Below are 25942 nucleotides of genomic sequence, written 5' to 3' on the forward strand. Positions count from 1 at the left end.
CCGCCACCTGTAGAAATTAAAAATTGGCAGTGCGTGCATACCCTAACCGGACATTCGGGACAGATTAGAGCAGTTGCCATTAGTCCAGACGGACAGTTAGTCGCCAGCGGCAGTGCGGACAAAACGATTAACATCTGGGAGTTGGATAGCGGCAGTTTAGTTTACTGTCTCAGAGACCATAGCAACTGGGTGCGGGGATTGACTTTTAGTCCTGACGGCAAATCTCTCGTCAGTTGCAGTGCCGATAAAACTGTCAAGATCTGGAACGTGAATAGTGGCAAACTGATTCAAACTCTAGCCGGACACGCGAATGGAGTCAGCGCGATCGCTACGAGTCGTGATGGTAGGGTGATTTTTAGCGGGAGTGACGATGGCACGGTGAAGTTGTGGGATTTATATACAGGTAATCTCATGTACACCTTGACAGGACACCCCGGTTATGTATTGTCAGTTGCCAATAGTCCAGATGGCAAAGTGTTAGCTGGAGGTTGCGGCGAAGTTATTCGTTTGTGGGACTTATACAAAGAAAAATGGATTGGCGATCTGACCGGACATTCTGGATGGGTGCGATCGATTGTTTTTAGTAAAGATGGACGCACCATCGTCTCTGGCAGCGAAGACGGCACGATTAAGATGTGGCATGATAGTAAGCTAACTCACACGCTAGAAGGTCATACCAGCCGTGTCAGCGGTGTGGCTTTAAGTCCGTTGGGGAAAATTATTGTCAGTGGTAGTGGCGATAAAACGCTCAAAGTTTGGCAATCTGAAAATGGTAAATTTGTCAAGACTATCGGCAGCCATGATGATGCCATTTGGTCAATTGCTCTGAGTCCTGACGAACAGGCGATCGCTTCTGGTAGTGCTGACAACACTGTAAAAATCTGGCAATGTCACTAAACTAAGAGTTATGGAGACGCGACACGTTGTGTCTCTGCAACGTTTTTCCGTGCTATCCATGCCCAAAAAGCAAAAATTCCCCTATCTCGTTGGTTCCAAATGGACTTCCCAGCAAAAAATGTTCGGCTGGAGGCACTTTCAAGTGGTCAATCGCAAAAATCAAGGCAAGTGGGTGTTTGCGGAAATGGTCGCCGCCTGCGATCCTGAAGCCAGGTTTTGGATCAATGCGAATTTGCTAAAGGATCGTTCCCAGTGGCTGGCTGGCTGGCAATCTCTACAAGAGATGGCAGAATTAAAAACTGCCGACGTGTAGAGGGTTTCCCCAAAATTTAGACGATGTGATTCGCTATACTCCAAAATGAGAGTAGAAGCATTCTTAGCCACTTGTTGGAATCCTGTTTATGACATCCTATGCAACCTCCTCGGCTAAAGCCGAAATGAGCGAATTGCGGCGACTCAAGGGTATACTGCCCCCAGAACTGCAAAGTTGGGTAACTGTCGAAGGAACGACGGAAGTTAACCCACCCCTGATTCGGAGTGAAGAAATTGGCAGCGATCAGGTGGAAATTCAAATCGATTTGATTAAGTGGGATGCGCTGGCGATCGATCAGCGGAATCTGCTATTTTGGCACGAAGTGGCGCGAATTCAAAATGACACCATTCCCAAAGATGGTTGGGAAATGGCAGCGCTGGCAATTGGTTTGGGTGGCGCGGTAGGCGAACTTTGGGTACAGGATGGTTTGTTATTGTTGCTAGCAGTGGCGCTGTGCGGCGTGTCGGGATATCGGCTATATCAAAAGAATAATGGCGAAAAGCAGGTCAAAGAGGCAATAGAGGCGGACGAAAAGGCGATCGCCTTGGCAACTCGTTTCGGTTATACTCTGCCCAATGCATACAAGAGTCTTGGTAGTGCTTTAAAAACTTTAATCGAGCAAGCACCAGGCAAGCGGCAAAAAGCGAAATATGAAGGTCGCTTGCAGGCACTCAAGCGTAGTGCTAACAAGGCAAAAGCCAAAACAAGAGCTACATCAGAAGAAATGATGTGATTGTAGAGGCGCGATTTGCGCCTTTATAGCTGGTTCAGCATCTTATGAGTTTGGGGAATAACCCGGACTCGTTTGAGTTCTCGTTTCATCATGGCTTGCCAATGCAATACTTGTGCTGGAGTGGGTGCTTGGATGGGAATGCCTCCGAACTGCTGGGATGGTGTGAGTGGGGTAGCGGGTTGTAGAAATACAGGAATTTCTGGATTGACAGATGCAACTAGTTTAGCTGCCTTGGCTAAGTCTCCGAGATCGGTTTGACTGGAGACGATCGCTTTGATAAATACCTCTACGTCTGCTTGGTGACAGGCTTGCAAAAATTCTGCGTGTTCGTTCCAGCGATCTTCGCCACTGACGCTGGGTAGTTTGAGATCCATGCCTACTGAGTCAAGGTAAGGTAGGATGAGTTGCAGTTGTTGCGGACGATGACCTCCCGTTTCGAGATAGATGGGTAGTCCAGTGGCACGACGTACGAGGGGTAAGAATTCTACTAGAAAAGGTGCGTGTAGTAATGGTTCGCCTCCTGTAAGGCTGATACTATCGTGTAAGCCTGGAGAGTTTTGCCGTTCTATCCAAGTTAATAGAGTATTGAGCGGTACGGGGTTAGGGTGGGTTTCAAAGTCTCGCAGTCCAGGCGATCGCTCTACGCGACACGTTGATGGTACGCTCCAAGTATGGGCGCTATCGCAAAAATGGCAGCGTAGATCGCATAGCGCGAACCGGATGAAGATTTGGCGCGTGCCGACGTTTAATCCTTCACCTTGAATGGCGGAGAAGATTTCGATGAGACGAGCGGTTGTCATGGGTCAGAATGGGGCAGTAGCGTAAAAGTTAAAGTTTTAAATTAGGTCGTGCAAAGACGAGCCAGTGCGTTGCGGAGGTTCCCTCCGTTGTAGCAACTGGCGTGCAAAGGCGCAAAGGTACAAAGACAGATTTTCGCTCTCGCTCCTATTACTAGGCTTCGCTACAATGAGATTGGGAATTGAGTCGAGATTAACTCTCTTATTGTGCTAAATCTCAACCATAACTCGGAGTACATTACGGTCAAGCGCGAACGGGTTTTAAGCTGGCTGTCAGAACACGTACCGCGGTCCCGCATCGACCATATTCTTAGGGTAGAGCAGATGGCGGTGGAGTTGGCTGAGCATCACCGTCAAAATGTGGAGAAGGCGGCGATGTCGGGGCTAATGCACGACTTGGCAAAATATTTTAAGCCCGCTCAGCTGCTGGAAATGGCGCGCGCTGAGGGGTTAGAGATCGATCCCGTGATGGAATTGCATCCTCATTTGTTACATGCCGATGTCAGCGCGATCGTTGCTAGAGATACTTTTGGGGTGCAAGATGAAGAAGTATTGCAGGCGATCGCCAATCATACTTTGGGCAGACCAGAAATGACGGAATTGAGCTGTATTGTGTTTCTAGCCGATAGCATTGAGCCAGGTAGAGGCGATACCCCTGAGTTACAAGCTTTACGACAGATGAGTTGTCAAAATTTATCTCAAGCTGTTTGGCGTACCTGCGATTATTCTTTAAAATTTTTAATAGAGACTCGTTGTTTAATTCATCCACGCACGATCGCGACTCGAAATTGGTTTCTTAACTGGGTAAAAAGCAAGCAACACTCTCAGCACATGCTTAAATGAAGAAATAGTTTCGCTCTGTCTGAAGTTGTACATTTGATAATTATTATGAGCATAGTTGCTCTGTTGTTTTAGATAATTGATTTGTCAAACATAGCTAGAAAAATGAGGTTTAATGTCTGAATATACCCAAGCAAATTCAATCTCTCAGTCCGCTTTTCTGAACTCTAGTAAAGTCAGTGCTACTCATGCCGATGAGAGTCGGGAATTAGCCTTGGCAATTGCGGAGGCTGCTGCCGACCGCAAAGCAGGTGATATTGTCCTGTTGCATGTCGCTGATGTTTCTTACTTAGCCGATTACTTCGCAATTGTCACAGGATATTCTAGGGTACAGGTAAGGGCGATCGCAGATGCAATTGAAGACAAAGTTGTCAAAGAATGGCACAGAAAGCTACTGCGGACGGAAGGCAAGAATGAAGGAACTTGGGTGTTACAAGATTATGGCGATGTCTTAGTTCATATTATGATGCCCAGCGAACGAGAGTTCTATAATTTAGAAGCATTCTGGGGTCATGCCGAACGGCTCGATTTTCCAACCGCCAGTGGCGATGGGAGAACAACAAAATGATGGAATCACCTGTTTCTGTCTGTCCAGTTCCTGACGAACAACAACCGCTCAATGAGTACGAACAGCTCAAATCATCCGGTTTTTTTCGGACTGCCACTTTAGAATTACGGCAGTATGTTGGCAAACTACTGTGGGTTTGGGGGTGGTCGTGGATTGTAGCAGGACCGATTGCCGCTGCTAGTTTTCCACCCATCAAACACGCAACGCAATTCTTGCTATGCGGCACGCTGGGTGCGAGTCTGGGGGTAATTTTGGCAGTTGCCCGGATGTACCTCGGTTGGTCTTACGTGCGCGATCGCCTGATGAATCAGACGATCTTTTATGAGGAAACAGGTTGGTACGACGGTCAAAACTGGACGAAACCACTAGAAATTCTGACCCGCGATCGGCTCATTGTCAGCTACCAAGTTAAACCAATCCTGCAAAGACTCCGCCGCACTTTTGCGTGGCTGGGTTTCTTTCTCCTGTCTGGGGGCTTAATCTGGTATTTTTTATAAATCGGTAATGGGTAATAGGTAATGGGAAGTCAAAAGTCAAAAGTTAAAAGTCAAAATTTGCCTCTTACCTCTCGCCTCTTGCCTAACTCACCAACTACCAATCACCAATTATCAAATTACCAAAAAGGTGATACATTCTAACCCATGACAAGGGGAAAAAGAACTCAAGCCGCAGAACTGGAAGTCCGGTTGCTGCGGGAAGGAATCGTTGAATCGATCCATCACGTCCAAGCAGTTGTCTGTGACAACCGAGGACGGGTGCTATCTGTGGCTGGCAATGCGGAAACAGCAACTTTCGTGCGTTCTGCTCTCAAGCCATTTCAAGCACTAGGCGTGACAACAACAGGCACTTTAGAACGCTACAATCTCACAGATCGAGATTTAGCGATTATTTGTAGTTCGCATAAAGCCGCGATCGCCCAAGTGCGACAAGTCTTTAATATTCTTTGGCGAGCAGATATCGATCCCTCGGCATTGCAATGTCCCACGCCTGCGGGTAAGCGCAGCCCCCTAGAATACAATTGTTCTGGCAAACATGCGGGAATGTTAGCCGTGTGTCAGCAACGCCGTTGGGCGCTCAATAGCTATCTCCAACGCAACCACCCCGTACAGCAGTTAATTCTGACTAAAGTAGCTGAAATGCTACGGATGCCTGCTGAGGAATTTATCTGCGCTCACGATGATTGTGGTGCGCCTACCTATTTTATGCAGTTGGGACAAATGGCAGCCTTATACGCTCAGCTTGCTTCTGGTAGCAGCTTGGATCTGGAACGGATCGTGCGTGCTATGACCTATCATCCCACCTTGATTGCAGGGGAAGGAGAATTCGACACGGAAATTATGCGTCTGACGCAAGGAGAACTCGTTAGTAAGGCGGGTGCAGAAGGCGTGCAGTGTATTGGTAGAGTCGGCGAGGGAATGGGGTTGGCAATCAAGGCGATCGACGGTTCTAAACGCGCTAAACACGCTGTAGCGATTCACTTGCTTAAGCAAATGGGTTGGCTCAGTCCTTCAGCCGCAGAAACCCTAGCTGAAAGCTTTATGGAGTTTGGTAAATTCAAGCGCCTAGAGGTTTTAGGAGAATTGTCGCTGTTATAGTTGCAAATTACCAAAACTTGTGGTTATACTAGAAAAGTTGACGCGGGATAGAGCAGCCTGGTAGCTCGTCGGGCTCAACATGCAAGATTAACTAAGTGCTTAGCAGTTAGTTTTGCTATGGGCGGTACGTAAAGAAATTTGCGTGCGTTTACCTGTCAAACTCGGGGAAGCCATTAGCGCGGTAATCCCGAACCAAGCTCTCGCAAGAGAGAAGGTGTAGAGACTGGAAGGCAGGCATCCTAACGTTAAGCCGAGGATGAAGGGACAGTCCAGACCACAAACTGGTTAACTAAAAGCTAGTTAATTCAGGCAGTGAAAGCTGTAGATGGTAAGCATAACCCGAAGGTCAGTGGTTCAAATCCACTTCCCGCCACCAATTTAAAAGATAAAACCCTGCAATGTAAAAAGTTGCAGGGTTTTGTTTTATGCTGTTTGAGCGGCTAGAAATTATTCAAATGGATACCAAGCTAAAAGGAGACATAGCAGAACAAGCAGCAGTTCTTCATGCTTTAAAACGCGGCTGGGGAGTTTTAAAACCTATTGGCGATCGGTTGCCATACGATCTAGTGTTTGATGTTAGTGGAGGTCTGGTTAAAATTCAGGTAAAGTATGCCTGGTTTGACTCGCCTTCGCGTAATTACGTTGTAGATAATCGTCGGACAAAGACAAATCGAAGACTGATGCTTAGAGAAGCGTACAAGCAATCAGACTTTGATTTTGCTCTAATCTATATAGAAAACCTTGACCTGTTCTATGTATTTCCAGTAGATGTATTTATCGAGTATGGTAGCGAAATTCATTTAGTTGAAGCTGATAAGCGACAGAGAAAACCTCGTTCTGCAAATTATCGCGATGCTTGGGATTTAATATTACAGAAAGTTTGGCAATATGAAGCTGATATGCAACCTCTTGACTCAGTTGAGGAAGCTGTTGTTAGTGAGATAACGCCATTCGGAGTTCCCACTAATGAAATTTCTATTGTTTCGAGCACTCAAGTATCATAGGTAACCAGTAGCTGGCACTCGACCGATCGCAAAGTATAGTAAACTCCGCACGTCCAGAGCCATCTAGAATGCTATTTTAATGTGGGAAATCATTAGACTAGAGATGTTGCGAGTGTGGCTGGTATGTTGCAGCGTCCAATTTTAATCGGTGGTGTTGGTTTAGCCTTTGCTCTGTGGTTTTTGCAAGGGTGGCAAGAATCTTTAGCCCATCTGGGTGAGTTTAGCTTGATGGGTGCGATCGCCATCATCCTGTGTTTATGGTTATTTGGGAAATATCGCCCTAAACAACAGGTGCAAGAATTACCCGTCAATCGCGAAACGGTAGAAAAAGCGATCGCACAAGTACAGGTAGTGGCAGATCGCCTAGAAACTGAAAATCATCCTACTCCAGAACTGCGGGAAAAAATCGCTCAGTTAGAAGCGCAGATCGATCGCCAAGAAATTAATTTAGCTATTACTGGTGGTAAATCTGTCGGTAAGACGACATTATTACAAGTTCTAGAAACACAGCCACAAGAGCGAAAGCTGTGTTTGAGCGAAACAGCAGCTTTATTTAGCGAAGTTGAAACTAAAACTGATGCAGAAGCTTTGCAAAGCGCGATCGCATCTGACTTAATTCTATTTGTCGCGTCGGGAGATTTGACAGACTCAGAATATCAAGTCTTGCAACAACTGCTAGCGAACCATGCTCGAATCGTACTGGTTTTTAATAAACAAGACCAATACATACCAGACGATCGCGCTGCCGTTTTATACTCGCTTCAGCAAAAAATGCAGCCGATGCTAGCAGCAGAAGACGTTGTGGCGATCGCATCTGCACCTAATCCGTTAAAAGTGCGCCAGCATCAAACTGATGGTGCGGTAGAGGAGTGGTTGGAACAGCGTTTACCGGAAATTTCTGCTTTAAGGCAACGTTTAGAATATATTCTCCAGCAAGAAGCACAGCAGTTGGTATGGGCAACTACTAAACGCCAAGCTGAAGAATTGAAAGCAGAAGGCAAAGTCATTCTAGATGGAATTAGACGCGATCGCGCTCTCCCAGTAGTGGAACAATACCAGTGGATCGCCGCCGCCGCCGCTTTTGCTAACCCAGTTCCAGCTTTAGATTTACTCGCAACAGCAGCAATTAACGCTCAATTGGTGATGGAATTAGGTGCAGTCTACCAGCAAAAATTCTCGTTTGAGCAAGCGCAAACTGTAGCGGGAACGATGGGAAGTTTGATGTTGAAATTGGGTTTAGTAGAACTTTCTACGAAAGCCATTAGCACTGTTTTAAAAACTAATGCTGTCACCTTTGTAGCAGGTGGAGCCGTGCAAGGAGTTAGCGCCGCTTATTTAACTCGCTTAGCTGGCTGTAGTCTGATCGAATACTTCCAACAACAAGAAGAGGCGATCGATTCAGCGTCGGGATTGAATTTGGATAAGTTGGGACAGACTTTACAAAATGTCTTCCAACAAAATCAGCAGGTGGCTTTCTTGCAAGGGTTTGTTAAACAGGGATTGGGAAGGTTATTACCAGCTCCCCAACCACAGTTGAAACAATCCTGATATTAAATCCGGTAATATTACGATCTGTAGGGGCGCACAGCTGTGCGCCCCTACATGTTTATGCTGTTCGATCGCGATTTCTGCGGGGGCGGGTTTATTGAGATCTTAATTGGTAAGTAGAGATTTTCGGTGAACCCGCCCCTACACATTTATGCGTTATGCGTTGGCTAATGTTGGCTGCTGCACCTGCCAACCCAATTCCCTAGCGCGATCGCGGGCTTGTTTTGGTACGTCTGTAGCGACAAAATGTTGATGGAGCATTTGCACGCTCAGCATGTGGTTGATAATTGCGTCTAGTTTTGTCCGCTCTGAATCTGACGTATTACTGTCTCCGTGCTGTTGTAAAACTTGTTGCACGGCTGCGTTATCTAATAATCCAGCTGCTTCGATCGCCTGTTTGGATAAGAAGTCATCGGCTAGCGATCGCATTGCTTTTTGTTTTGCCAGATCTGTATGCGCTGGAGGAGCCATGAATGCAAACTTCTGTCGTTCGTAAAGCGCTTTAGGTAACAGTCCGCGCATGGCTTCGCGCAACACGAATTTATCTTTGCGCCCCCGAAAACGCATCAGTGGGGGTAACGTCACGGCAAATTCGACGAAATGATGATCGAGAAATGGTGGACGCGCTTCCATTGAATTCGCCATATCAACGCGATCGCCTGCCCAACCTAAAACTTGCGACTCAAACTGAGTTTTTATCCATATATATTGCACTTTGTCAAGGGGGTGGCGACCCTGAATTTGACTGCGATCGAGGACAGAGGCAATCGCCTCTCCTGGGGAATAATCGCGAGTCGCGGCGCGACGATCTGAGTGCATTAAGGCAGGGACAGAATGAGCCGCAGTTAACCACGACTGAAGACAGCTAGGTGTAAACCCAATTGCGTCTGTCAGTGCCGGATCGTCTAAAGGTTTTTCTGCCAGCAAATTACCTTTAAATATGCGATTGCTTGCCTGCAACCAATCTTCTAAATCTGCTCTTTCGGCGGGAGATGCATCTTGCATTCCGTGCAAAATCATATCGAGTCGCAGTTGGGGATAGCCAGCAAATAACTCGTCTGAGCCTTCCCCCGTTAGTACGACGCGGTAGCCTGCATTGTGGACGTGTTCGCTCAGCAGCATCTTAGCAATTGTAAACGTGTTGTAGATGCTACGTTCGGTATGCCAGATCGCACGGGCAAAATGCTCGTATAGCTGTCCCCCTTGTACCGTAACGATATCTTGGTCGGCTCCTACAGCCTGCGCCATTTCTTGGGAAATAGCCGTTTCGTCGTAATCGCGATCGTCGAAACCGACTGTAAACGCTTTGACAGGTGACTGCTGACAAGCGGCGGCGACTCCCAAAATCGTACAAGAATCAATTCCACCGGAAAGATAGCAAGCAACGGGTACGTCAGCTTCTAGTTTTAATTGAATTGCTTCGATAAAGTAGCGGCGCAGTTCTTCGATGTAGAATTCATCTGGTTGTGAAGAGTGGCGATCGCTCAACAAAGGGAAATTCAAATCCCAATATGTCTTAGTCTGCACTCGTAACTGTCCGTTTTGTCGTTCTACAATTACCATTTGTCCTGGTTGGACGGCGCGAACTCCCTCAAACGCACTTGTACCAGGAACCATCAGTTGCATCAATTGGTGATACAAACCTTGGGAAGAAATCTGGCGCTGTACGTCTGGGTGTGCGAATACAACTTTAATTTCCGAACCAAAGACGAAACTTTCTGGTGTCTGCGCCCAGTATAAAGGTTTCACCCCAAAGCGATCGCGTACCAATGTCAATCGATCTGCTGCTTTTTCGTAAAATGCAAAAGCAAACTCGCCGCGCAGATGCGGTAATGCACCTTCTAATCCGTATCTGTCTGCTAAATGTAATGTTAATTCTGTATCGCTCTTGGTGGCAAAGCGATAACCGCGTGAAGTGAGGTCGGAACGCAGACGCTTATAGTCGTAAAACTCGCCATTGTGGACGATTGTATGCTGACCGTCAGCCGAGACAAATGGCTGTCGTCCTCGTTCGGGATTGAGATCGATGATAGCAAGACGAGCATGGGCAAAGCCAACGCCGCGTTCGCAAAGCGTCTCGGAACGAGAATCGTCTACCACTTTCCAACCGCATCCATCGGGACCGCGATGACTTTGGATTGCTGCCATCGCTACCAAGACGTTTGGATCGACCGGACGGGACGGATCGCGATTCATTACGCCACCAATGCCACACATGGCTTGTCTCCTGTACTCCGTATACTGCACTCAAATCTGTCTTGGGAGACTATCTTAAGTTTCGAGTGACAGTCTGTAATGTATCTTAGGGAACAGGAATGGGAATTGGTAGTTGGTAGTTGGTATTTCTACTACTCACTGTACGGGCGCACATCTGTGCGCCCGTACCACTACTCACTCGACTAAATGACAAGCAACGTAATGTCCGCCGCCTGCATCTCTAAATTCTGGTTCCTGTTGACTGCATATATCTACAGCGATGGGACAACGGGTGTGAAAGCGACAGCCAGAAGGCGGGTTTGTGGGACTGGGAACGTCGCCTTGGAGGACAATGCGATCGCGTTTTGCTTCTATCTCTGGATCGGGAATTGGGATAGCTGAGAGTAAGGCTTGAGTATACGGGTGTAAAGGATTTTCGTAGAGGGCAATGCGATCGGCAAGTTCGACAATTTTACCTAAATACATCACGGCAATGCGATCGGATATATGCCGAACTACGCTTAAGTCATGGGCAATAAATCAATAAGTCAGTCCTAATTCTGCTTGTAGAGATTGTATCAAGTTGACAATTTGGGCTTGAATGGAAACATCAAGCGCCGCGATCGGTTCGTCGCAAACGATAAAGTCGGGACGCACGGCTAAAGCACGGGCGATGACGATTCGCTGGCGTTGTCCGCCGGAAAATTCATGCGGGTAGCGGTGGATAAACTCTGGAGTTAAGCCCACCATTTCTAATAATTGGTTGACTTGCTGTTGTTTGTCTCGTCCTGTGGCTAAACCAAAAATTTCTAGTGGTTCGCTAACAATATCACCTACTGTCATGCGAGGATTGAGGGATGCATAGGGATCTTGAAAAATCATTTGCATCCGCTGTCGGATTTGTCGCAACTGTTCGCCTGTAAGCTTGGTTAGTTCTGTATCTTCAAAGTAAACTTGTCCGTGAGTAGGAGGAATTAGCTGTAGAATTGCTCTCCCAGTCGTGCTTTTACCACAGCCAGATTCTCCTACAAGTCCTAAAGTTTCTCCTCGTTTAATATCAAAACTCAAACCATCCACAGCTTTAATCCAACCGACTTGCTTTTGGAGAATAATACCTTTGTGGATTGGAAAATAAACCTGTAAATCGCGAATTTTGAGTAGCGTCGCGCTTTTTCTATCAGTTTGATTTGCGCTAGTTTGAGATTGCACCATCGGTTTTTCCTGCGGTGGGTAAACAACTATAGCAATCAAATTGGTTTGTGAGCGTTTCCTATGTAGAGACGTTACATGTAACGTCTCTACATGGACAATCAATTTCAGAGTTATCTAGGATTGCTATATTTCATCGTTCTGATTGGTAAAAATTCGATTTCTAATGCCAAATTAACTGCTTTTTGGCAATGCAAAGCAGTGGTATCAAACAAGGGTAAATCGGGGAAATCTGCTGGTTCAACCAGTAATGAGATTTCAGTGCAACCTAAAACCATTCCCTGAGCGCCGCGATCGCCTAATTCCTGCATAATCTCGATGTAGATTTGGCGCGATTCATCCTGAATGATGCGATGAACCAACTCGTTAAAGATAATGGTATCGATAATTTGACATTGGCGATCGCTCGGTGTGATTAATTCAATATCATGTAATTTGAAGCGATCGCGATAAAAATCTGCTTGCATGACGGGTTTAGTACCCAGTATGCCAACTTTTGTGATGCCATGCTGTTTAATTTCAGCAGCAGTAACATCAACAATATGAATTAAGGGGATCTCAATGGCTGCTTCAATTTGTGGCGCAACTCGATGTAGAGTGTTCGTAGCCATGACAATAAAATCAGCACCAGCTTGTTCTAGCTTAAGTGCTTTGTCAACAAGATAATTTGCGGCATCATCCCATTGTTCGCGTCGCACAAACGCTTCAATATTGGCAAAATTTACGCTGCATATTAGCAATTCAGCCGCATTCCAACCACCACGAATTTGATTAATTCCAGCATTGATTAGGCGATAATATTCAGCTGTTGCCTGGCTGCTCATTCCACCCAGAATACCGATAGTTTTTATCGGAATGACTTCGTGTGGCTGCTGTGCGTGACTCATGATTGCACCACCCTAAACAATTAACTCTACTCGCGTTACTCCTTGGCGTAACTGGCGCTGACGAGCAATCCAAGACTGACGAATAGGGTAGCGCAACAATGGAGCTAGCGAGCTAGCGCCCCATCGTATGAATGCGCTTTTCTCTAGTAAATCAGCCTGAGCCGCTTCTTGAGATTGAAGTTGCTGCACGCGAATAATTTCCGGCTCCCGCTCGGCTTGAATTTTTGGCAATGCTGCATCAATTGCCGTATGTTCTGCTGCTTCTTGCAACAACCCAACTAAATGATTTGCCGCAACAATGATATCCCGCAAAGCCATATTGATACCTTGAGCGCGGATTGGTGACATGGGATGAGCCGCATCGCCTAACAAGAGTAAACCTGGTGTATACCAGCGCAAACAGCGCCCAACGACAACAGATAATAGAACGGGGCGATCGATAGTTTTGGCATTTTGTCTCAAATGCTTTGCCAACCAAGGCGGTGACGCAGATGCAAGTATCTCAGACCAATCATCAACTTGCTTCCAGTTTACAGAATCGCGATCGCGCAGCGCCCAGCCTAGCTGTAAATTTCCTTCTGAAGAACGAAACAAACCAAATGCATGATGACCTTGCAATATTGAATAAAAGATATTTTCCGACTCAAAATGCGGACTATCTGCTAATTTAAACCAAAGAATATCGAAACTTTGAGACTTTTGCTCTAAAGACAAATTGGCTCGTTGCCGCACAATAGAATTGCGACCATCAGCAGCAACCACTAAATCGGCATAAATTTCGCCGCTTCCTAGCTTCACGCCAGAAACCCGTCCATCTCTCCACAATAAATCTTGCACGGGAGCATTTTGCACGAACTCAAAATTAGCATAAGTGCTTGACTCATCGATTAGTGCTTTGAGTAGGGCTGGCTGTGAAACGAGAGTACAGGGCTTACCACCCGATTCTATTGGTTCGTCAACGCGAAACAGCGATCGCCCCTCAATTAAAAATTCCCATGCATTTAAAGTTTGATGCGGAATGCGTTCTAGCATAGAGGACAAGCCCATCTGCTCCAAAGCATCTAATCCGCTAGGCATTAGTCCTTCACCGCGAAAAGCTCGGCGGAAGTTACGAGATGCTTCAACTAGCTTGACCGTAATGCCGCGTTTTACAAGCAGTAGCGCCAGCGTTGCGCCAGTAGGTCCAGCCCCGACAATTATCACTTGAGTGTCATTGGTCATTGGTCATTGGTCATTAGTTGTTGGTTGACTGATAACTGATAACTGATAACTGGTCACTGGTCACTGGTCACTGGTCACTGATAACTGGTTTTACCCAACAAGCAGCTTGATGTCCGTCGCCCACTGTTTCTAAGGGCGGATCTTCATTGTGACATTGGGCGATCGCAAATTGACAGCGAGGCACAAACGGGTAGCCTTTGGGATACTTTGTCATGACAAGATATACCTTGGTTTAATACAAATGTGGCTTCAGTTCTTTTACTTTGAAAAGAGCTTGCAATAGCATATTGCTCTGTCCTCACAAATCAAAAATAGCTAATCTCAGCCGTATATTATACGTGCAAGATTACGGCAAAAAATAAATGCAGACTATTCTAAATTGCGTCAAGATTGATTGAAATCTCTAGCTAGATGCTTGCGGAATTTCCCATATTTTGCATCTAGGCTATTTTTAGCAAAGAAATTAGCAACGAAAGTTGAGTTTTAAACGCTGTCAACTCAAAAACAACTCCTTAATCCCCGTACTACCAATCTCAATTGCCAAAGCTGCCAATAAAAATCCTAGAAGCTGAGTAATAATCACCTCACCTTCTGCACCAATCCATTTATCTACGAATGCTGACTGACGCACGATTAACCACGTCACGAACATTGCGGCAACAACTCCTATCACCACGCTAATATGAGCGTTGGGAGAATCAGACATTAATAACATCACAGTTGTAATCGTTCCTGGTCCCGCTAAAAGTGGTAAGGCAAGGGGGGTAATCGCTACATCCCTTTGCTGGTCTACCATTGGCGTGTCTATGTCTCCATCGAGCATTTTCAACGCAATCAACAGCAGCAATAATCCGCCAGCTACCCGCAGGGAACCCAGACTAATCTCCAAGTATCTTAAAATCCATTGACCACCAAAGGCAAACGCCAGCAATACCCCGGTTGCAACCAAACTCGCCCGATCTATCACGCTATTTCTTTGCTCTGGTTCCATCCCTTTAGTTAAGATCAGAAACACGGGTGCATTGCCCAAAGCATCCGCTAGCACGAATACAGCTACAAAAGTTTTAATAAATACAGAAATATCCACATCAGTTATCAGTTAACAGCTAACAGTTATGCAGCGGACAGATTTTACATGTCACTTAAATACTATTTCCAATTCTCGAAGGGAGCGATCGCAAATACAACATGTTTTGATTATTTTCTTGATTCTTGGGTAAATTTTAACACTTTACAATCAATTAAACTTAATTTTATCAAAGCCATTGCAATCCTTTGGATGACTGATAACTGAATTAATAAAAGCTTAAGAAGGGTAACATCTTTTGGTTTGGCTCTATACTGAAAAAAATCAGAGCAATTCACTATTTTGAAAGTTAGAGCGATCGCGATCGTCCTTTAGAGAGAAAACAAACAATTCTGAAATTGAAAGAATTTAGTAGAAAACCTTGAAATAATAGGGTAACAATTCATCATGGTTCAAGCACCCGCTCCTACAGCACAGACAGGTTCATTGACTGCTGACGAGCTGCAAAAGATGAATGCTTACTGGCGTGCAGCTAACTATCTTTCAGTCGGACAAATCTATCTACTAGACAATCCACTCCTGAAAGAACCGCTGAAGCTAGAACATATTAAACCACGATTGTTGGGACATTGGGGAACGACACCGGGCTTAAATTTTATTTACGTTCACCTCAATCGCGTTATCAAAAAATATGACCTGAGCACGATTTACATTGCTGGTCCCGGTCATGGTGGACCTGGTTTGGTTGCCAACACTTATTTAGAAGGGACGTATAGCGAATATTACCCCAATGTCTCTCAAGATACTGAGGGAATGAAGCAACTCTTCAAACAATTTTCCTTCCCTTACGGTATTCCCAGCCACGTTGCACCTGAAACCCCTGGTTCGATCCATGAAGGGGGTGAATTAGGTTACGCTGTTTCCCATGCATACGGTGCTGCATTTGACAACCCCGATTTAATTGTGGCGTGTGTCGTGGGTGATGGCGAAGCGGAAACGGGTGCTTTAGCTACGAGTTGGCATAGTAATAAATTCCTCAATCCCGTCCGAGATGGTGCGGTGTTACCGATTTTGCACCTGAATGGATACAAAATCGCCAATCCTACAGTGTTGGCGCGGATGAGTCATCAAGAGTTGGAAAGCTTGTTCGTCGGCTACGGTTACAAACCCTATTTCGTCGAGGGTGACGATCCCGCTACCATGCACCAACTGATGGCGGCGACGATGGATCGGGTGGTAGAGGACATTAAAGCGATTCAACACGAAGCACGGACGAAAGGTTTTACGGATCGCCCCCAATATCCGATGATAATTTTGCGATCGCCCAAAGGATGGACGGGACCGAAAGAAGTGGACGGCAAGAAAACAGAAGATTCCTGGCGATCGCACCAAGTCCCATTTTCCGAAATGTCTAGTAAGCCAGAACACGTACAATTGCTAGAACAGTGGATGAAGAGTTATAAACCCGAAGAACTCTTCGATGCAGAAGGTAGGTTATTCCCAGAATTAGCCGCACTCGCACCCACCGGACAACAGCGGATGGGAGACAATCCCCACGCTAACGGCGGAATTTTGTTGCGAGATCTGAAAATGCCAGATTTCCGCGACTATGCAGTAGAGGTAAAAAATCCAGGTACGACAACATCTGAGGCTACCCGCGTTTTAGGTAAGTTTCTGGCGGATATTCTGAGATTTAACGAAAAAAGCCAGAATTTCCGAATTTTTGGTCCCGACGAAACCGCATCTAACCGCTTGGGTGAAGTTTTTAAAGCCACAGACAGAACTTGGACGGCAGACATTTTACCAGAAGACGAACAACTATCGCCTGACGGCAGGGTAATGGAAATTTTGAGCGAACATACCTGTCAGGGATGGTTAGAAGGATACTTGCTGACCGGACGGCATGGAATATTTTCTTGCTACGAAGCATTTATCCACATCATCGATTCGATGTTTAACCAACATGCCAAGTGGTTGAAAACAACCCGTCACATTACCTGGCGCAGACCTGTAGCCTCCCTCAATTACCTCTTGACTTCCCACGTCTGGCGACAAGATCACAACGGCTTTTCGCACCAAGACCCAGGTTTTATCGATCACGTCATGAATAAAAAGGCTGAGGTGATTCGGGTGTATTTACCCCCCGATGCTAATACTTTACTCTCAGTCGGCGATCATTGTTTGCGATCGCGTCATTACGTCAACGTCATCGTCGCCGGAAAACAGCCAGCCTTGCAATATCTCGACATGGATGCAGCAGTCAAGCACTGTACCAAAGGAGTTGGAATTTGGGAATGGGCGAGTAACGACAAAGATAGCGAACCCGATGTAGTCATGGCGTGTGCGGGGGATATTCCCACCCTGGAAACTTTAGCAGCAGTAGACATGATGCGGCTGTACTTCCCCGATTTGAAAGTCAGGGTGGTGAATGTGGTGGATTTGATGACAATGCAGCCTAACACCGAACACCCCCACGGTTTAACAGATAAAGACTTTGACAGCATCTTTACCACCGATAAGCCAATTATTTTTGCTTTCCACGGCTATCCCTGGCTGATCCACCGCCTCACCTATCGCCGCACCAACCACCGCAATCTACACGTTCGCGGCTACAAGGAAGAGGGAACGACAACCACACCCTTTGATATGGTCGTCCTCAACGACTTAGACCGTTTCCATTTAGTCATGGATGCGATCGATCGCGTGCCGAAATTGGGATCTAAAGCAGCTTACGTCAAGCAAATGCTGAAAGACAAACTGATAGAACACAGGCATTACGTCTCCACATATGGCGAAGACATGGCGGAAATTCGCCAGTGGGTATGGCAATATTACAGCGGTTCTCCTGCTGAGAAAGGGGCGATCGATACCCAACGCGATAATGCTAGCGTTACTCCATCTTTAGAAGGAGAAGAAGGCGCAGCGAGGAAATAATTCGCAATTCGCAATTTGCAATTCGCAATTCGTAGGGGCGGGTTTAGCGCAGGAATCACAGCCAAGACAAAACATCCTGGTTCAAAATCCCCCCGTACCAAGGTCAGGAAATTTTGAATTTTGACTTTTAACTTTTGACTTTTAACTTTTGACTTCCCTTGTAATCATTTTGACTTTTGTAGTAGTAAAAATCGGGCAAGGTTAATAGCAGGAGACAGTTAATAGGGATCGAATATGCAAATCCAAGAACCCCAACTGCAAGGTCAAGACACGGGGATGCAATGCGAAGACGATCGCACGGGGATTGGGGTTGAAACCCTGAAGCGAGCGTTTTTAGACAACTTATTCTACGTCCAAGGCAAGTTTCCTGCGCTTGCCACCAAACACGATTACTACATGGCGCTTGCCTATACAGTACGCGATCGCCTCCTGCAACGTTGGGTCAATACAGCCGCACTTTACACCCAGCAGGGATCGCGTACTGTTGCCTATCTCTCAGCTGAGTTTTTGATGGGTCCGCATTTGGGTAATAACCTAATTAATTTGGGCATTTACAACCAAGTGCAGCAAGCCATGACCGAGTTAAAACTCGATCTGAAAGAATTACTGGCAAAAGAAGAGGAACCAGGGTTAGGCAATGGGGGTTTGGGTCGCTTAGCTGCTTGTTACCTCGATTCCTTGGCAAGCTTGGAAATTCCTACCCTTGGCTATGGTATCCGCTACGAATTTGGTATTTTCGACCAACTGATTCGTAACGGTTGGCAGGTTGAGAAAACTGATAAATGGCTGCGCTATGGCAACCCCTGGGAAATTGCTCGTCCAGAATGGGCTGTTTCGGTGAAATTTGGCGGACGTACCGAAGCACATAAAAATGCTCAAGGACGCTATCAGGTACGCTGGATTCCTCACAAAGTTGTCCTGGGCATTCCCTACGATACGCCGATTTTGGGTTACAAGGTCAACACAGCTAACACCTTGCGATTGTGGAAAGCCGAAGCACCAGAATCTTTTGATTTTGAAGCCTTTAATCGCGGGAATTATTACGGTGCGGTAGATCAAAAAGTTACCTCGGAAAACTTAACCAAGGTACTTTATCCTAATGACGAAACCTATGAAGGTAAGCAATTACGGTTAGAACAGCAGTATTTCTTTGTTTCCTGCGCCTTACAAGATATGCTGCGGATTATGATCCGGCAGAAATTGCCCTTAGAACAGTTCCACGAAAAATTCGCCGTTCAACTCAACGATACCCATCCCGCGATCGCAGTTGCCGAATTGATGCGATTGTTGTTAGACGAACACGAAATGGGCTGGGAACCCGCTTGGGAAATTACCCAGAAAACTTTTGGTTACACTAACCATACTTTACTGCCAGAAGCTTTAGAAAAGTGGTCGCTGAAGTTATTTAGCAGCCTTCTTCCCCGTCATTTAGAAATCATTTACGAAATTAATTGGCGCTTTTTAGAACAGGTACGGCATAAATTTGGTACGGATGAAGGACGGATCGGACGGCTATCGTTAATTGACGAAAACGATGGTAAGTTCGTCCGTATGGCACACCTCGCCTGCGTTGGCAGCCACAAAATTAACGGAGTCGCAGCACTCCACAGCGAATTGCTACAAAAAACCACGCTGTTAGACTTTTACGAGTTTTTCCCTGAAAAATTCACCAACGTCACAAATGGCGTAACTCCCCGTCGTTGGATTGTCTTGAGTAACCCCAAACTGACAAATCTGATTACCAGTTGTATCGGAGATAATTGGATCAAACATTTAGAAGACGTACAACGAATAGAAACCTACGCTGAAGATCCAGGGTTTCAGCAAGAATGGCAGCAGATCAAGCGGGAAAATAAAGTTAACGTCGCTGAAATTTTACTCGATCGCACGGGTGTTAAAGTCGATCCCGACTCGCTATTTGACATCCAAGTCAAGCGCATTCACCAATACAAGCGCCAACACCTGAATATATTGCACGCAATTACTCTTTACAACCAAATCAAGCAAAATCCAGGTATAGATGTTACGCCTCGTACCCTAATTTTTGCTGGCAAAGCCGCCCCTGGTTATTACATCGCCAAGTTGATAATTAAACTGATCAACTCCGTAGCTGAAGTAGTCAACAAAGATCCAGATATTGGCGATCGCTTGAAAGTTGTCTTTTTACCAGATTACAACGTCAAAAATAGCCAACCCATCTATCCCGCCGCCGACCTTTCCGAACAAATTTCCACCGCAGGTAAAGAAGCATCCGGCACGGGTAACATGAAGTTTGCCATGAATGGGGCATTGACAATCGGCACTCTCGACGGCGCGAACATCGAGATCCGCAATGCTGTGGGGGCAGAAAATTTCTTTCTATTTGGCTTGACAACAGAGGACGTTGGTGCTTTAAGATTAACCGGATATCGCCCTTGGGAATATTACAAAGAAAACCCGCAATTGAAACAAGCAATCGACCAAATCGCCTCTGGATACTTTTCTCACGGCGATCGCAGCTTATTCAAACCGCTAGTAGACTTGTTACTTGACAAAGACCCCTTCATGTTAATGGCAGATTACCAACCGTACATCGATTGCCAACAGCAAGTATCTCAGACATACCGCGATCGCGATCGGTGGTTGCAAATGTCAATTTTAAATACAGCCCGCATGGGTAAATTTTCCTCAGACCGTGCCATCCGCGAGTACTGCCAGCAGATCTGGAAAGTGCAATCCGTTCCGGTACAATTGGCAGCAGAAAAAACTGGCGATGGTTGGTTTGGGACAGTGACTAGTGACCAGTTATCAGTGACCAGTGACCAGTGACCAGTGACCAGTGACTACTCACTACAGATGACAAATGACAAATGACAAACTTATGTTAAAAATTGGCATTAATGGTTTTGGTCGGATTGGACGTTTAGTAGCGCGGGTAGCAGCGCAAAACCCGCAAGTGGAGATTGTCGGGATTAACGACCTCGTTCCCCCCGATAATCTTGCCTATTTGTTTAAATACGACTCCACTCATGGCACTTACAGCGGTCGGGTGGAGGCGAAGGAAGATGGACTCGTCATTGATGGCAAGTTTATCCCTTGTACGGCAATCAAAAACCCGGCTGAGTTACCTTGGGGCAGTTTGGGTGCAGATTATGTTGTGGAATCTACAGGCTTGTTTACCACTTACGATGGTGCAGCCAATCACCTTAAAGCAGGGGCAAAACGGGTAGTCATTTCTGCTCCTACTAAAGACCCAGACAAGGTTCCAACGCTGTTGGTGGGTGTGAACCACGACAAATTCGATCCGCAAAAAGATGCGATCGTTTCTAATGCTAGCTGTACCACTAACTGTCTGGCTCCGATCGCGAAAGTGATTGATGACAAATTCGGCTTGACAGAAGGCTTAATGACCACCGTACACGCTATGACCGCTACCCAACCTACAGTAGATGGTCCTAGTAAAAAAGACTGGCGCGGCGGACGCGGGGCAGCTCAAAATATCATTCCTTCCTCGACTGGGGCGGCGAAAGCTGTAGCGTTAGTTTTGCCTCAACTTAAGGGTAAGCTGACGGGGATGGCATTTCGCGTCCCTACCCCCGATGTTTCCGTTGTCGATTTGACCTTCAAAACAGAAAAAGCCACTAGCTACAAAGAAATCTGTGCGGCAATGAAAGAAGCTTCCCAAAATGGCTTAGCAGGCATTCTCGGCTACACCGAAGATGAAGTTGTCTCGATGGATTTCCGTAGCGATGCTCGTTCTAGCATTTTTGACGCTGGCGCGGGTATCGAGTTGAATTCCAACTTTTTCAAAGTCGTTTCCTGGTATGACAACGAGTGGGGTTACTCCTGTCGCGTCCTCGATCTGATGCTTTATATGGCACAGAAAGAAGGCATATTAACAGGCGATCGCCCCTTGGTTGCTGTTTCTTAACGGTAGTTGGTAGTTGGTAGTTGTCATTACCAACTACCCATTACCAATTACCCATTACCAATCAAAACATGAGTCTCAAACTCTACTTGCTGCGACACGGAGAAACAGAATACAGCCGCACGGGAGGTTTTTGTGGCGAGCTTGACCCAGAACTGACCCCAGAAGGGATGTTGATGGCAAAGGCGTTTGGCGAAACTTATCGTTCTCTGCCTTGGACGGCGGTTTATGTCAGTCCGATGAAACGCACGATCGCAACTGCAAAACCTCTATGTGATGCGATCGCGATGGATATGCAATTGCGCGACGGATTGAAGGAGATTCGCTACGGCAAATGGGAAGGACAAACGCTGGAATTTGTCAAGCAACATTACGAAGAAGATTACGTCCGATGGTTGACGGAACCAGCTTGGAATCCGCCGACTGAAGGTGAAACTGGTGTCCAAATTGCCAGCCGTGCTATGCCTGTTATTTCTGAAATTGAAGCTAAATGTCCTACGGGCAATGTTTTGATCGTCTCTCACAAAGCCACGATTAGGATTATTCTTTGCAGTTTATTGGGGATCGATGTCGGACGTTATCGCGATCGCATTACTGCTTTAGCTGCTTCTGTTAGTATTGTCAAATTTGACGTACACGGTCCTTTATTGGAAGTGTTGGGCGATCGCTATCATCTAGATGCAGAATTACGTAATTTACCAGGAACGTAATAATCGACAAATATATCTATAAATATTTCATTTTTGCTCTGGGTATTTTCCCTAAACTAAGATTTGAAACATTCGCGATCGCTCTTTCTCTTCAATTTTGCGCGCTTGAGTAAGTCCGAGGTCAAAATTCACTCACAATTAAATCCAAATAGAGCTTATGCAAACTATTTATGTCGATGGAACTTACCTTGAAAATAATCCATCTTATGGTGTTGAAGATTCCCCTTGGAAAGCCCAGCAAATTCTGAGTATAATTCAGAAAAATCAGTTAAATCCTCGTTCTATTTGTGAAATTGGCTGCGGTGCTGGAGAGATTTTAAGACAACTCCAGTTATCCTTACCAGAGCAGGTCAGATTTCAAGGATATGATATCTCACCTCACGCAATTCAACTTTCTCGACAGCGCCAAAATCAAAATTTATCTTTTGCCTGTGAGGATATAACTAAAATAGAGATCGATCCTTTCGATATTTTACTCTGTATCGACGTGTTCGAGCATGTAGAAGACTATTTAAATTTTTTAAGACAGTTAAAACCCAAATCTAAATATAAAATTTTTCATATTCCTCTCGACATGTCAGCTCAATTTGTTCTGCGAGCCGAACCGATTTTGTGGATGCGAGAAAACGTCGGTCATATACACTACTTTATGAAAGATACAGCTCTTTTGGCTTTGAAAGACGCTGGCTACAAAATTTTAGATTATTGCTACACCGCCGAGCATGTCGATCGCCCGAAATCCTTTAAAGCGCGATCGCTAAGTCTACCGCGAAAAATTTTACATGCGATCGCCCCAGATGTTACAGTACGGCTACTAGGAGGATACTCGCTATTAGTCCTAGCAGAATCTTAGAGCTATATACATCTTTAGACACTCAACAAATTGCTGCCGAAAATCTAGAATCCGAGTGAAATTTAAGTCGGAAGACCGATCGCTGTTAACTGATAACTGTTAACTGATAACTGACTGATGAAAATCCTTGTACTCAACGCCGGATCGAGCAGCCAAAAAAGTTGTCTCTACGAAATTACGGGAGATGGAATTCTAGAACAACCAGTTGAGCCACTGTGGGAAGCCACGATAGACTGGACGGGAAAATCGAAAGTCGGCTTACTCAAGGTAAAAACCGATCGTGGAGCATCGATAAAAACAGAAATTCCTGTCAAAGAACGACAGCAGGCGATCGCTCAAATGCTCGATACTTTAATGCAAGGCGAGACACAGGTGATTTCCGATTTAGCTGAAATCCAACTCGTCGGACACCGTGTCGTTCACGGCGGACAGCATTACTCTCAGCCAACTCGCATCACTCCCGAGGTGAAAGCAGCGATAAAAGAACTAGCAAACCTTGCACCCGCACACAATCCCGTCAATTTAGAGGGGATTGAGGCGATCGAGCAGACTTTACCACAAGTACCGCAAGTAGCAGTATTCGACACCGCTTTTCACAGTTCCATTCCCCCTAGTGCAGCCGTTTACCCCATCCCTTACGAGTTGTCCGAACAAGGAATTCGCCGTTACGGTTTTCACGGAATCAGTCATGAATACGTGTCCCGTCGCGCCGCTTATTTGTTGGGTAAACCTAATTCCCTCAGATTAATTACCTGTCATTTAGGTAACGGTTGTTCTTTAGCCGCAATCCGCGATGGGATCTGCATCAATACGACGATGGGGTTTACACCCTTAGAGGGATTGATGATGGGGACGCGATCGGGTTCTATCGATCCCAGCATTCTTATCTATCTATTGCGACAGGGTTACGATACTGAAAAGTTAGACGAGATGCTCAATAAACGATCGGGACTGAAAGGCGTTTCTGGTATAAGTGGGGATATGCGCCAAATCAGCCAAGCGATCGCCGAGGGAAACGATCGCGCCAAATTAGCATTTGACATTTATATTCATCGCCTGCGATCGCACATCGGTTCGATGCTAGCTTCCTTGTCAGGAACGGATGCACTTGTCTTCACTGCTGGGGTGGGAGAAAATCACCCTCTAACTCGTACAGCCACCTGTGAAGCTTTTGAATTTCTAGGATTGAAACTCGATCCCAGTAAAAATCAAGCTTCCCCCAATGATGCAGACATCGCCACCTCTGATTCAAAGATCCGCGTTTTAGTCGTCCAAACCCAAGAAGATTGGGCGATCGCTCAATCTTGCTGGAATCTGTTGAATCGAGAGTCGTAGGGGCGCACAGCTGTGCGCCCCTACAGGAGTCGCCAGTCGCAAATATTCCACGCACCACGCACCACTTTCTTACCAACTACCTATCTACTGCATCTTCTCGATATAGTCCAACACCATCTCATAATTAGCCATTCTGCCTTGGGTGAGGAAGAGTTCTGCGGCAGCACGAAAATCTGACAACGCACCCATGCGATCGCCTAAATTTAACCTCATAAAGCCGCGATTGCCAAAAGCTCTAGCATTCTCAGGATTCATAACTACTGCTTCGTCGTAGCTTTGAATAGCTCCTACGTAATCCCCACCATCAGCCCTAGCTGCTGCTTGCTTCATGAAGTCTTCAGCAGTCATCGCTTCTTCAACAACTTTCATGTTTATTCCTCGCAGGTTTGCAGCTAAAAAATTTCTTTGCTATGTTGAAGAATTTACAACAAGGTGACGCAAAAAATTAAGTAGCTAGAAACAAAAATCTACCATTCTAACTCGAAGAAAGTATGTTCCTCTCGATACAATTTCTTTAAATTTGAGTCCAAAGTGACCTACTCTCAGCGATCGCCAAGCTCAATCGAAGACGATCGCTTCATTTCTTTGCCATCCAAAGCCAAATAACATAATGTTAATTAATTAATAGTAATAAATCTTAAATAAAAAGTAGGGTGAGCATTGCCCACCCTACTAGGAAAATCTGCTAAGTCAAATTAGTTAACTTCAGCTTTTTGGCGGAAGCACCAAACTAACAACGTACCACCAACCGAAAGTTTCACAGCTTCTAGCAGCCAGTAACCAGCGTGCAATTGATTCATCACAGAAGGAATTTCCTGAACGGACTCAAATACATTCAGCGGCATTCCCACAGCACACATATTGGGAGTGAGAAAATAAGTATTAATCAGGGCGATCGCTAGCAACAGCGAAGATAAAATTGCGGCTTTCCAAGCCAAATTAGCATGATATAATTGCGATTTGCCGAGTGCTAAAACCCCTGTCAATACCAAGGCAGCAGAAAGTAATTCAATCCGATTAAAATTCCAAAACATGAAATAGCCTGCTGATGTAAATCCAGGTTGAGTCATCATCCCAGATACATATAAACTAGGCATAATTACCCAGTCTAAAAGCAAGCTACCACCAAGCCAAAGCCCCAAAGTCAAGATGACAACAGTATGCCAAATGGGTCGCTTCAATTGAGTGGTTGATGCAACAGTCATATCAAATCCCCTAATTGAATGATTTATCGGTGTAGAGACGTTACATGTAACGTCTCTACAAAGTTATCAGTGACTAGCAACCAGCTACCAATTACCAATTACCAATTACTAATTGCCGATTACCTTTAGCTTAACTAATTGATAGGTACTCAAATATAAATTA

At 45.7% G+C, this 25942-nt stretch carries 23 protein-coding genes and 1 pseudogene; 15 read left to right on the forward strand and 9 right to left on the reverse strand.

Annotation, left to right across the window (positions count from 1 at the left end; all coding sequences use genetic code 11):
* From C7Y66_RS20685 to C7Y66_RS20695, 3 genes are all read left to right on the forward strand, one after another.
* On the forward strand, positions 1-897 hold an 897-nt coding region (locus C7Y66_RS20685; protein WP_146149832.1), incomplete at its 5' end, for a WD40 repeat domain-containing protein.
* 58 nt (positions 898-955) lie between these two features.
* A complete protein-coding gene (locus C7Y66_RS20690) occupies positions 956-1210 on the forward strand; it encodes a TIGR02450 family Trp-rich protein (protein WP_106547053.1) in 255 nt (84 codons plus the stop codon).
* Positions 1211-1298: 88 nt separating this feature from the next.
* Positions 1299-1943 (forward strand): DUF3318 domain-containing protein, encoded by a 645-nt coding sequence (locus tag C7Y66_RS20695; RefSeq protein ID WP_106547038.1) that lies wholly within the window; start codon positions 1299-1301, stop codon positions 1941-1943.
* Between the two features lie 23 nt (positions 1944-1966).
* Here the strand turns inward: C7Y66_RS20695 and C7Y66_RS20700 are convergent, their stop codons facing one another.
* Positions 1967-2743 (reverse strand): 7-carboxy-7-deazaguanine synthase QueE, encoded by a 777-nt coding sequence (locus C7Y66_RS20700; protein WP_106547039.1) that lies wholly within the window; start codon positions 2741-2743, stop codon positions 1967-1969.
* Positions 2744-2947: 204 nt separating this feature from the next.
* On the opposite strand from C7Y66_RS20700, the gene yqeK reads away from it, so the two are divergent.
* The 6 genes from yqeK (at position 2948) to C7Y66_RS20730 (ending at position 8295) form a co-directional block, all read left to right on the forward strand.
* Positions 2948-3583, forward strand: coding sequence for a bis(5'-nucleosyl)-tetraphosphatase (symmetrical) YqeK (yqeK, locus tag C7Y66_RS20705; RefSeq protein ID WP_199197542.1), 636 nt, complete (start codon positions 2948-2950; stop codon positions 3581-3583).
* A 112-nt stretch (positions 3584-3695) separates the two neighbouring features.
* Entirely contained in the window at positions 3696-4148 is a 453-nt protein-coding gene (gene rsfS / locus C7Y66_RS20710) for a ribosome silencing factor (RefSeq protein WP_106547040.1), read from the forward strand.
* Positions 4145-4645: a CGLD27 family protein gene (locus C7Y66_RS20715; RefSeq protein WP_106547041.1), complete on the forward strand. Its 501-nt coding sequence runs from the start codon at positions 4145-4147 to the stop codon at positions 4643-4645. The genes rsfS and C7Y66_RS20715 overlap by 4 nt, the downstream gene beginning before the upstream one ends.
* A 144-nt stretch (positions 4646-4789) precedes the next feature.
* On the forward strand, positions 4790-5743 hold the full coding sequence (locus C7Y66_RS20720; RefSeq protein ID WP_015152486.1) for an asparaginase: 954 nt from the start codon (positions 4790-4792) through the stop codon (positions 5741-5743).
* A 455-nt stretch (positions 5744-6198) separates the two neighbouring features.
* Positions 6199-6747 carry a group I intron-associated PD-(D/E)XK endonuclease gene (locus C7Y66_RS20725; protein WP_106547055.1) on the forward strand — a complete coding sequence of 183 codons (549 nt, stop codon included), beginning with the start codon at positions 6199-6201 and terminating at the stop codon, positions 6745-6747.
* 123 nt (positions 6748-6870) lie between these two features.
* Entirely contained in the window at positions 6871-8295 is a 1425-nt protein-coding gene (locus C7Y66_RS20730; protein WP_106547042.1) for a DUF697 domain-containing protein, read from the forward strand.
* 156 nt (positions 8296-8451) lie between these two features.
* Here the strand turns inward: C7Y66_RS20730 and asnB are convergent, their stop codons facing one another.
* The 6 genes and pseudogenes from asnB to C7Y66_RS20760 all read right to left on the reverse strand — a co-directional run bounded on the left by asnB (position 8452) and on the right by C7Y66_RS20760 (position 14895).
* Positions 8452-10512 carry an asparagine synthase (glutamine-hydrolyzing) gene (gene asnB / locus C7Y66_RS20735; RefSeq protein WP_106547043.1) on the reverse strand — a complete coding sequence of 687 codons (2061 nt, stop codon included), beginning with the start codon at positions 10510-10512 and terminating at the stop codon, positions 8452-8454.
* A 174-nt stretch (positions 10513-10686) separates the two neighbouring features.
* Positions 10687-11703 (reverse strand): annotated as a pseudogene (locus C7Y66_RS20740) (ABC transporter ATP-binding protein).
* 110 nt (positions 11704-11813) lie between these two features.
* Positions 11814-12587: an aspartate/glutamate racemase family protein gene (locus C7Y66_RS20745; protein WP_106547044.1), complete on the reverse strand. Its 774-nt coding sequence runs from the start codon at positions 12585-12587 to the stop codon at positions 11814-11816.
* A gap of 12 nt (positions 12588-12599) precedes the next feature.
* Positions 12600-13808, reverse strand: a complete 1209-nt coding sequence (locus C7Y66_RS20750) for an FAD-dependent monooxygenase (RefSeq protein WP_106547045.1) — start codon at positions 13806-13808, stop codon at positions 12600-12602.
* A 67-nt stretch (positions 13809-13875) separates the two neighbouring features.
* Positions 13876-14022, reverse strand: a complete 147-nt coding sequence (locus C7Y66_RS20755; protein ID WP_199197543.1) for a hypothetical protein — start codon at positions 14020-14022, stop codon at positions 13876-13878.
* Positions 14023-14301: 279 nt separating this feature from the next.
* Complete coding sequence (locus C7Y66_RS20760) at positions 14302-14895, reverse strand: MarC family protein (RefSeq protein WP_106547046.1); 594 nt, start codon at positions 14893-14895, stop codon at positions 14302-14304.
* Positions 14896-15282: 387 nt separating this feature from the next.
* On the opposite strand from C7Y66_RS20760, the gene C7Y66_RS20765 reads away from it, so the two are divergent.
* The 6 genes from C7Y66_RS20765 (at position 15283) to C7Y66_RS20790 (ending at position 24574) form a co-directional block, all read left to right on the forward strand.
* On the forward strand, positions 15283-17769 hold the full coding sequence (locus tag C7Y66_RS20765; RefSeq protein WP_106547047.1) for a phosphoketolase: 2487 nt from the start codon (positions 15283-15285) through the stop codon (positions 17767-17769).
* A 234-nt stretch (positions 17770-18003) separates the two neighbouring features.
* A complete protein-coding gene (locus C7Y66_RS20770) occupies positions 18004-20577 on the forward strand; it encodes a glycogen/starch/alpha-glucan phosphorylase (protein ID WP_106547048.1) in 2574 nt (857 codons plus the stop codon).
* 34 nt (positions 20578-20611) lie between these two features.
* Entirely contained in the window at positions 20612-21679 is a 1068-nt protein-coding gene (gap, locus tag C7Y66_RS20775) for a type I glyceraldehyde-3-phosphate dehydrogenase (RefSeq protein ID WP_233222773.1), read from the forward strand.
* 68 nt (positions 21680-21747) lie between these two features.
* Entirely contained in the window at positions 21748-22386 is a 639-nt protein-coding gene (locus tag C7Y66_RS20780) for a histidine phosphatase family protein (protein ID WP_106217233.1), read from the forward strand.
* A 157-nt stretch (positions 22387-22543) separates the two neighbouring features.
* Positions 22544-23239, forward strand: a complete 696-nt coding sequence (locus tag C7Y66_RS20785) for a bifunctional 2-polyprenyl-6-hydroxyphenol methylase/3-demethylubiquinol 3-O-methyltransferase UbiG (RefSeq protein ID WP_106547050.1) — start codon at positions 22544-22546, stop codon at positions 23237-23239.
* A 117-nt stretch (positions 23240-23356) separates the two neighbouring features.
* Positions 23357-24574 (forward strand): acetate kinase, encoded by a 1218-nt coding sequence (locus tag C7Y66_RS20790; protein ID WP_106547051.1) that lies wholly within the window; start codon positions 23357-23359, stop codon positions 24572-24574.
* An 84-nt stretch (positions 24575-24658) separates the two neighbouring features.
* On the opposite strand, the gene C7Y66_RS20795 is transcribed toward C7Y66_RS20790, so the two are convergent.
* Entirely contained in the window at positions 24659-24943 is a 285-nt protein-coding gene (locus C7Y66_RS20795) for a tetratricopeptide repeat protein (RefSeq protein ID WP_106547052.1), read from the reverse strand.
* 326 nt (positions 24944-25269) lie between these two features.
* Positions 25270-25779 (reverse strand): hypothetical protein, encoded by a 510-nt coding sequence (locus tag C7Y66_RS20800; RefSeq protein ID WP_015152502.1) that lies wholly within the window; start codon positions 25777-25779, stop codon positions 25270-25272.
* Positions 25780-25942 lie beyond the last annotated feature (163 nt).

It is taken from the genome of Chroococcidiopsis sp. CCALA 051, assembly GCF_003015105.1.
In the GTDB taxonomy this organism is placed as follows: domain Bacteria; phylum Cyanobacteriota; class Cyanobacteriia; order Cyanobacteriales; family Chroococcidiopsidaceae; genus Chroococcidiopsis; species Chroococcidiopsis thermalis.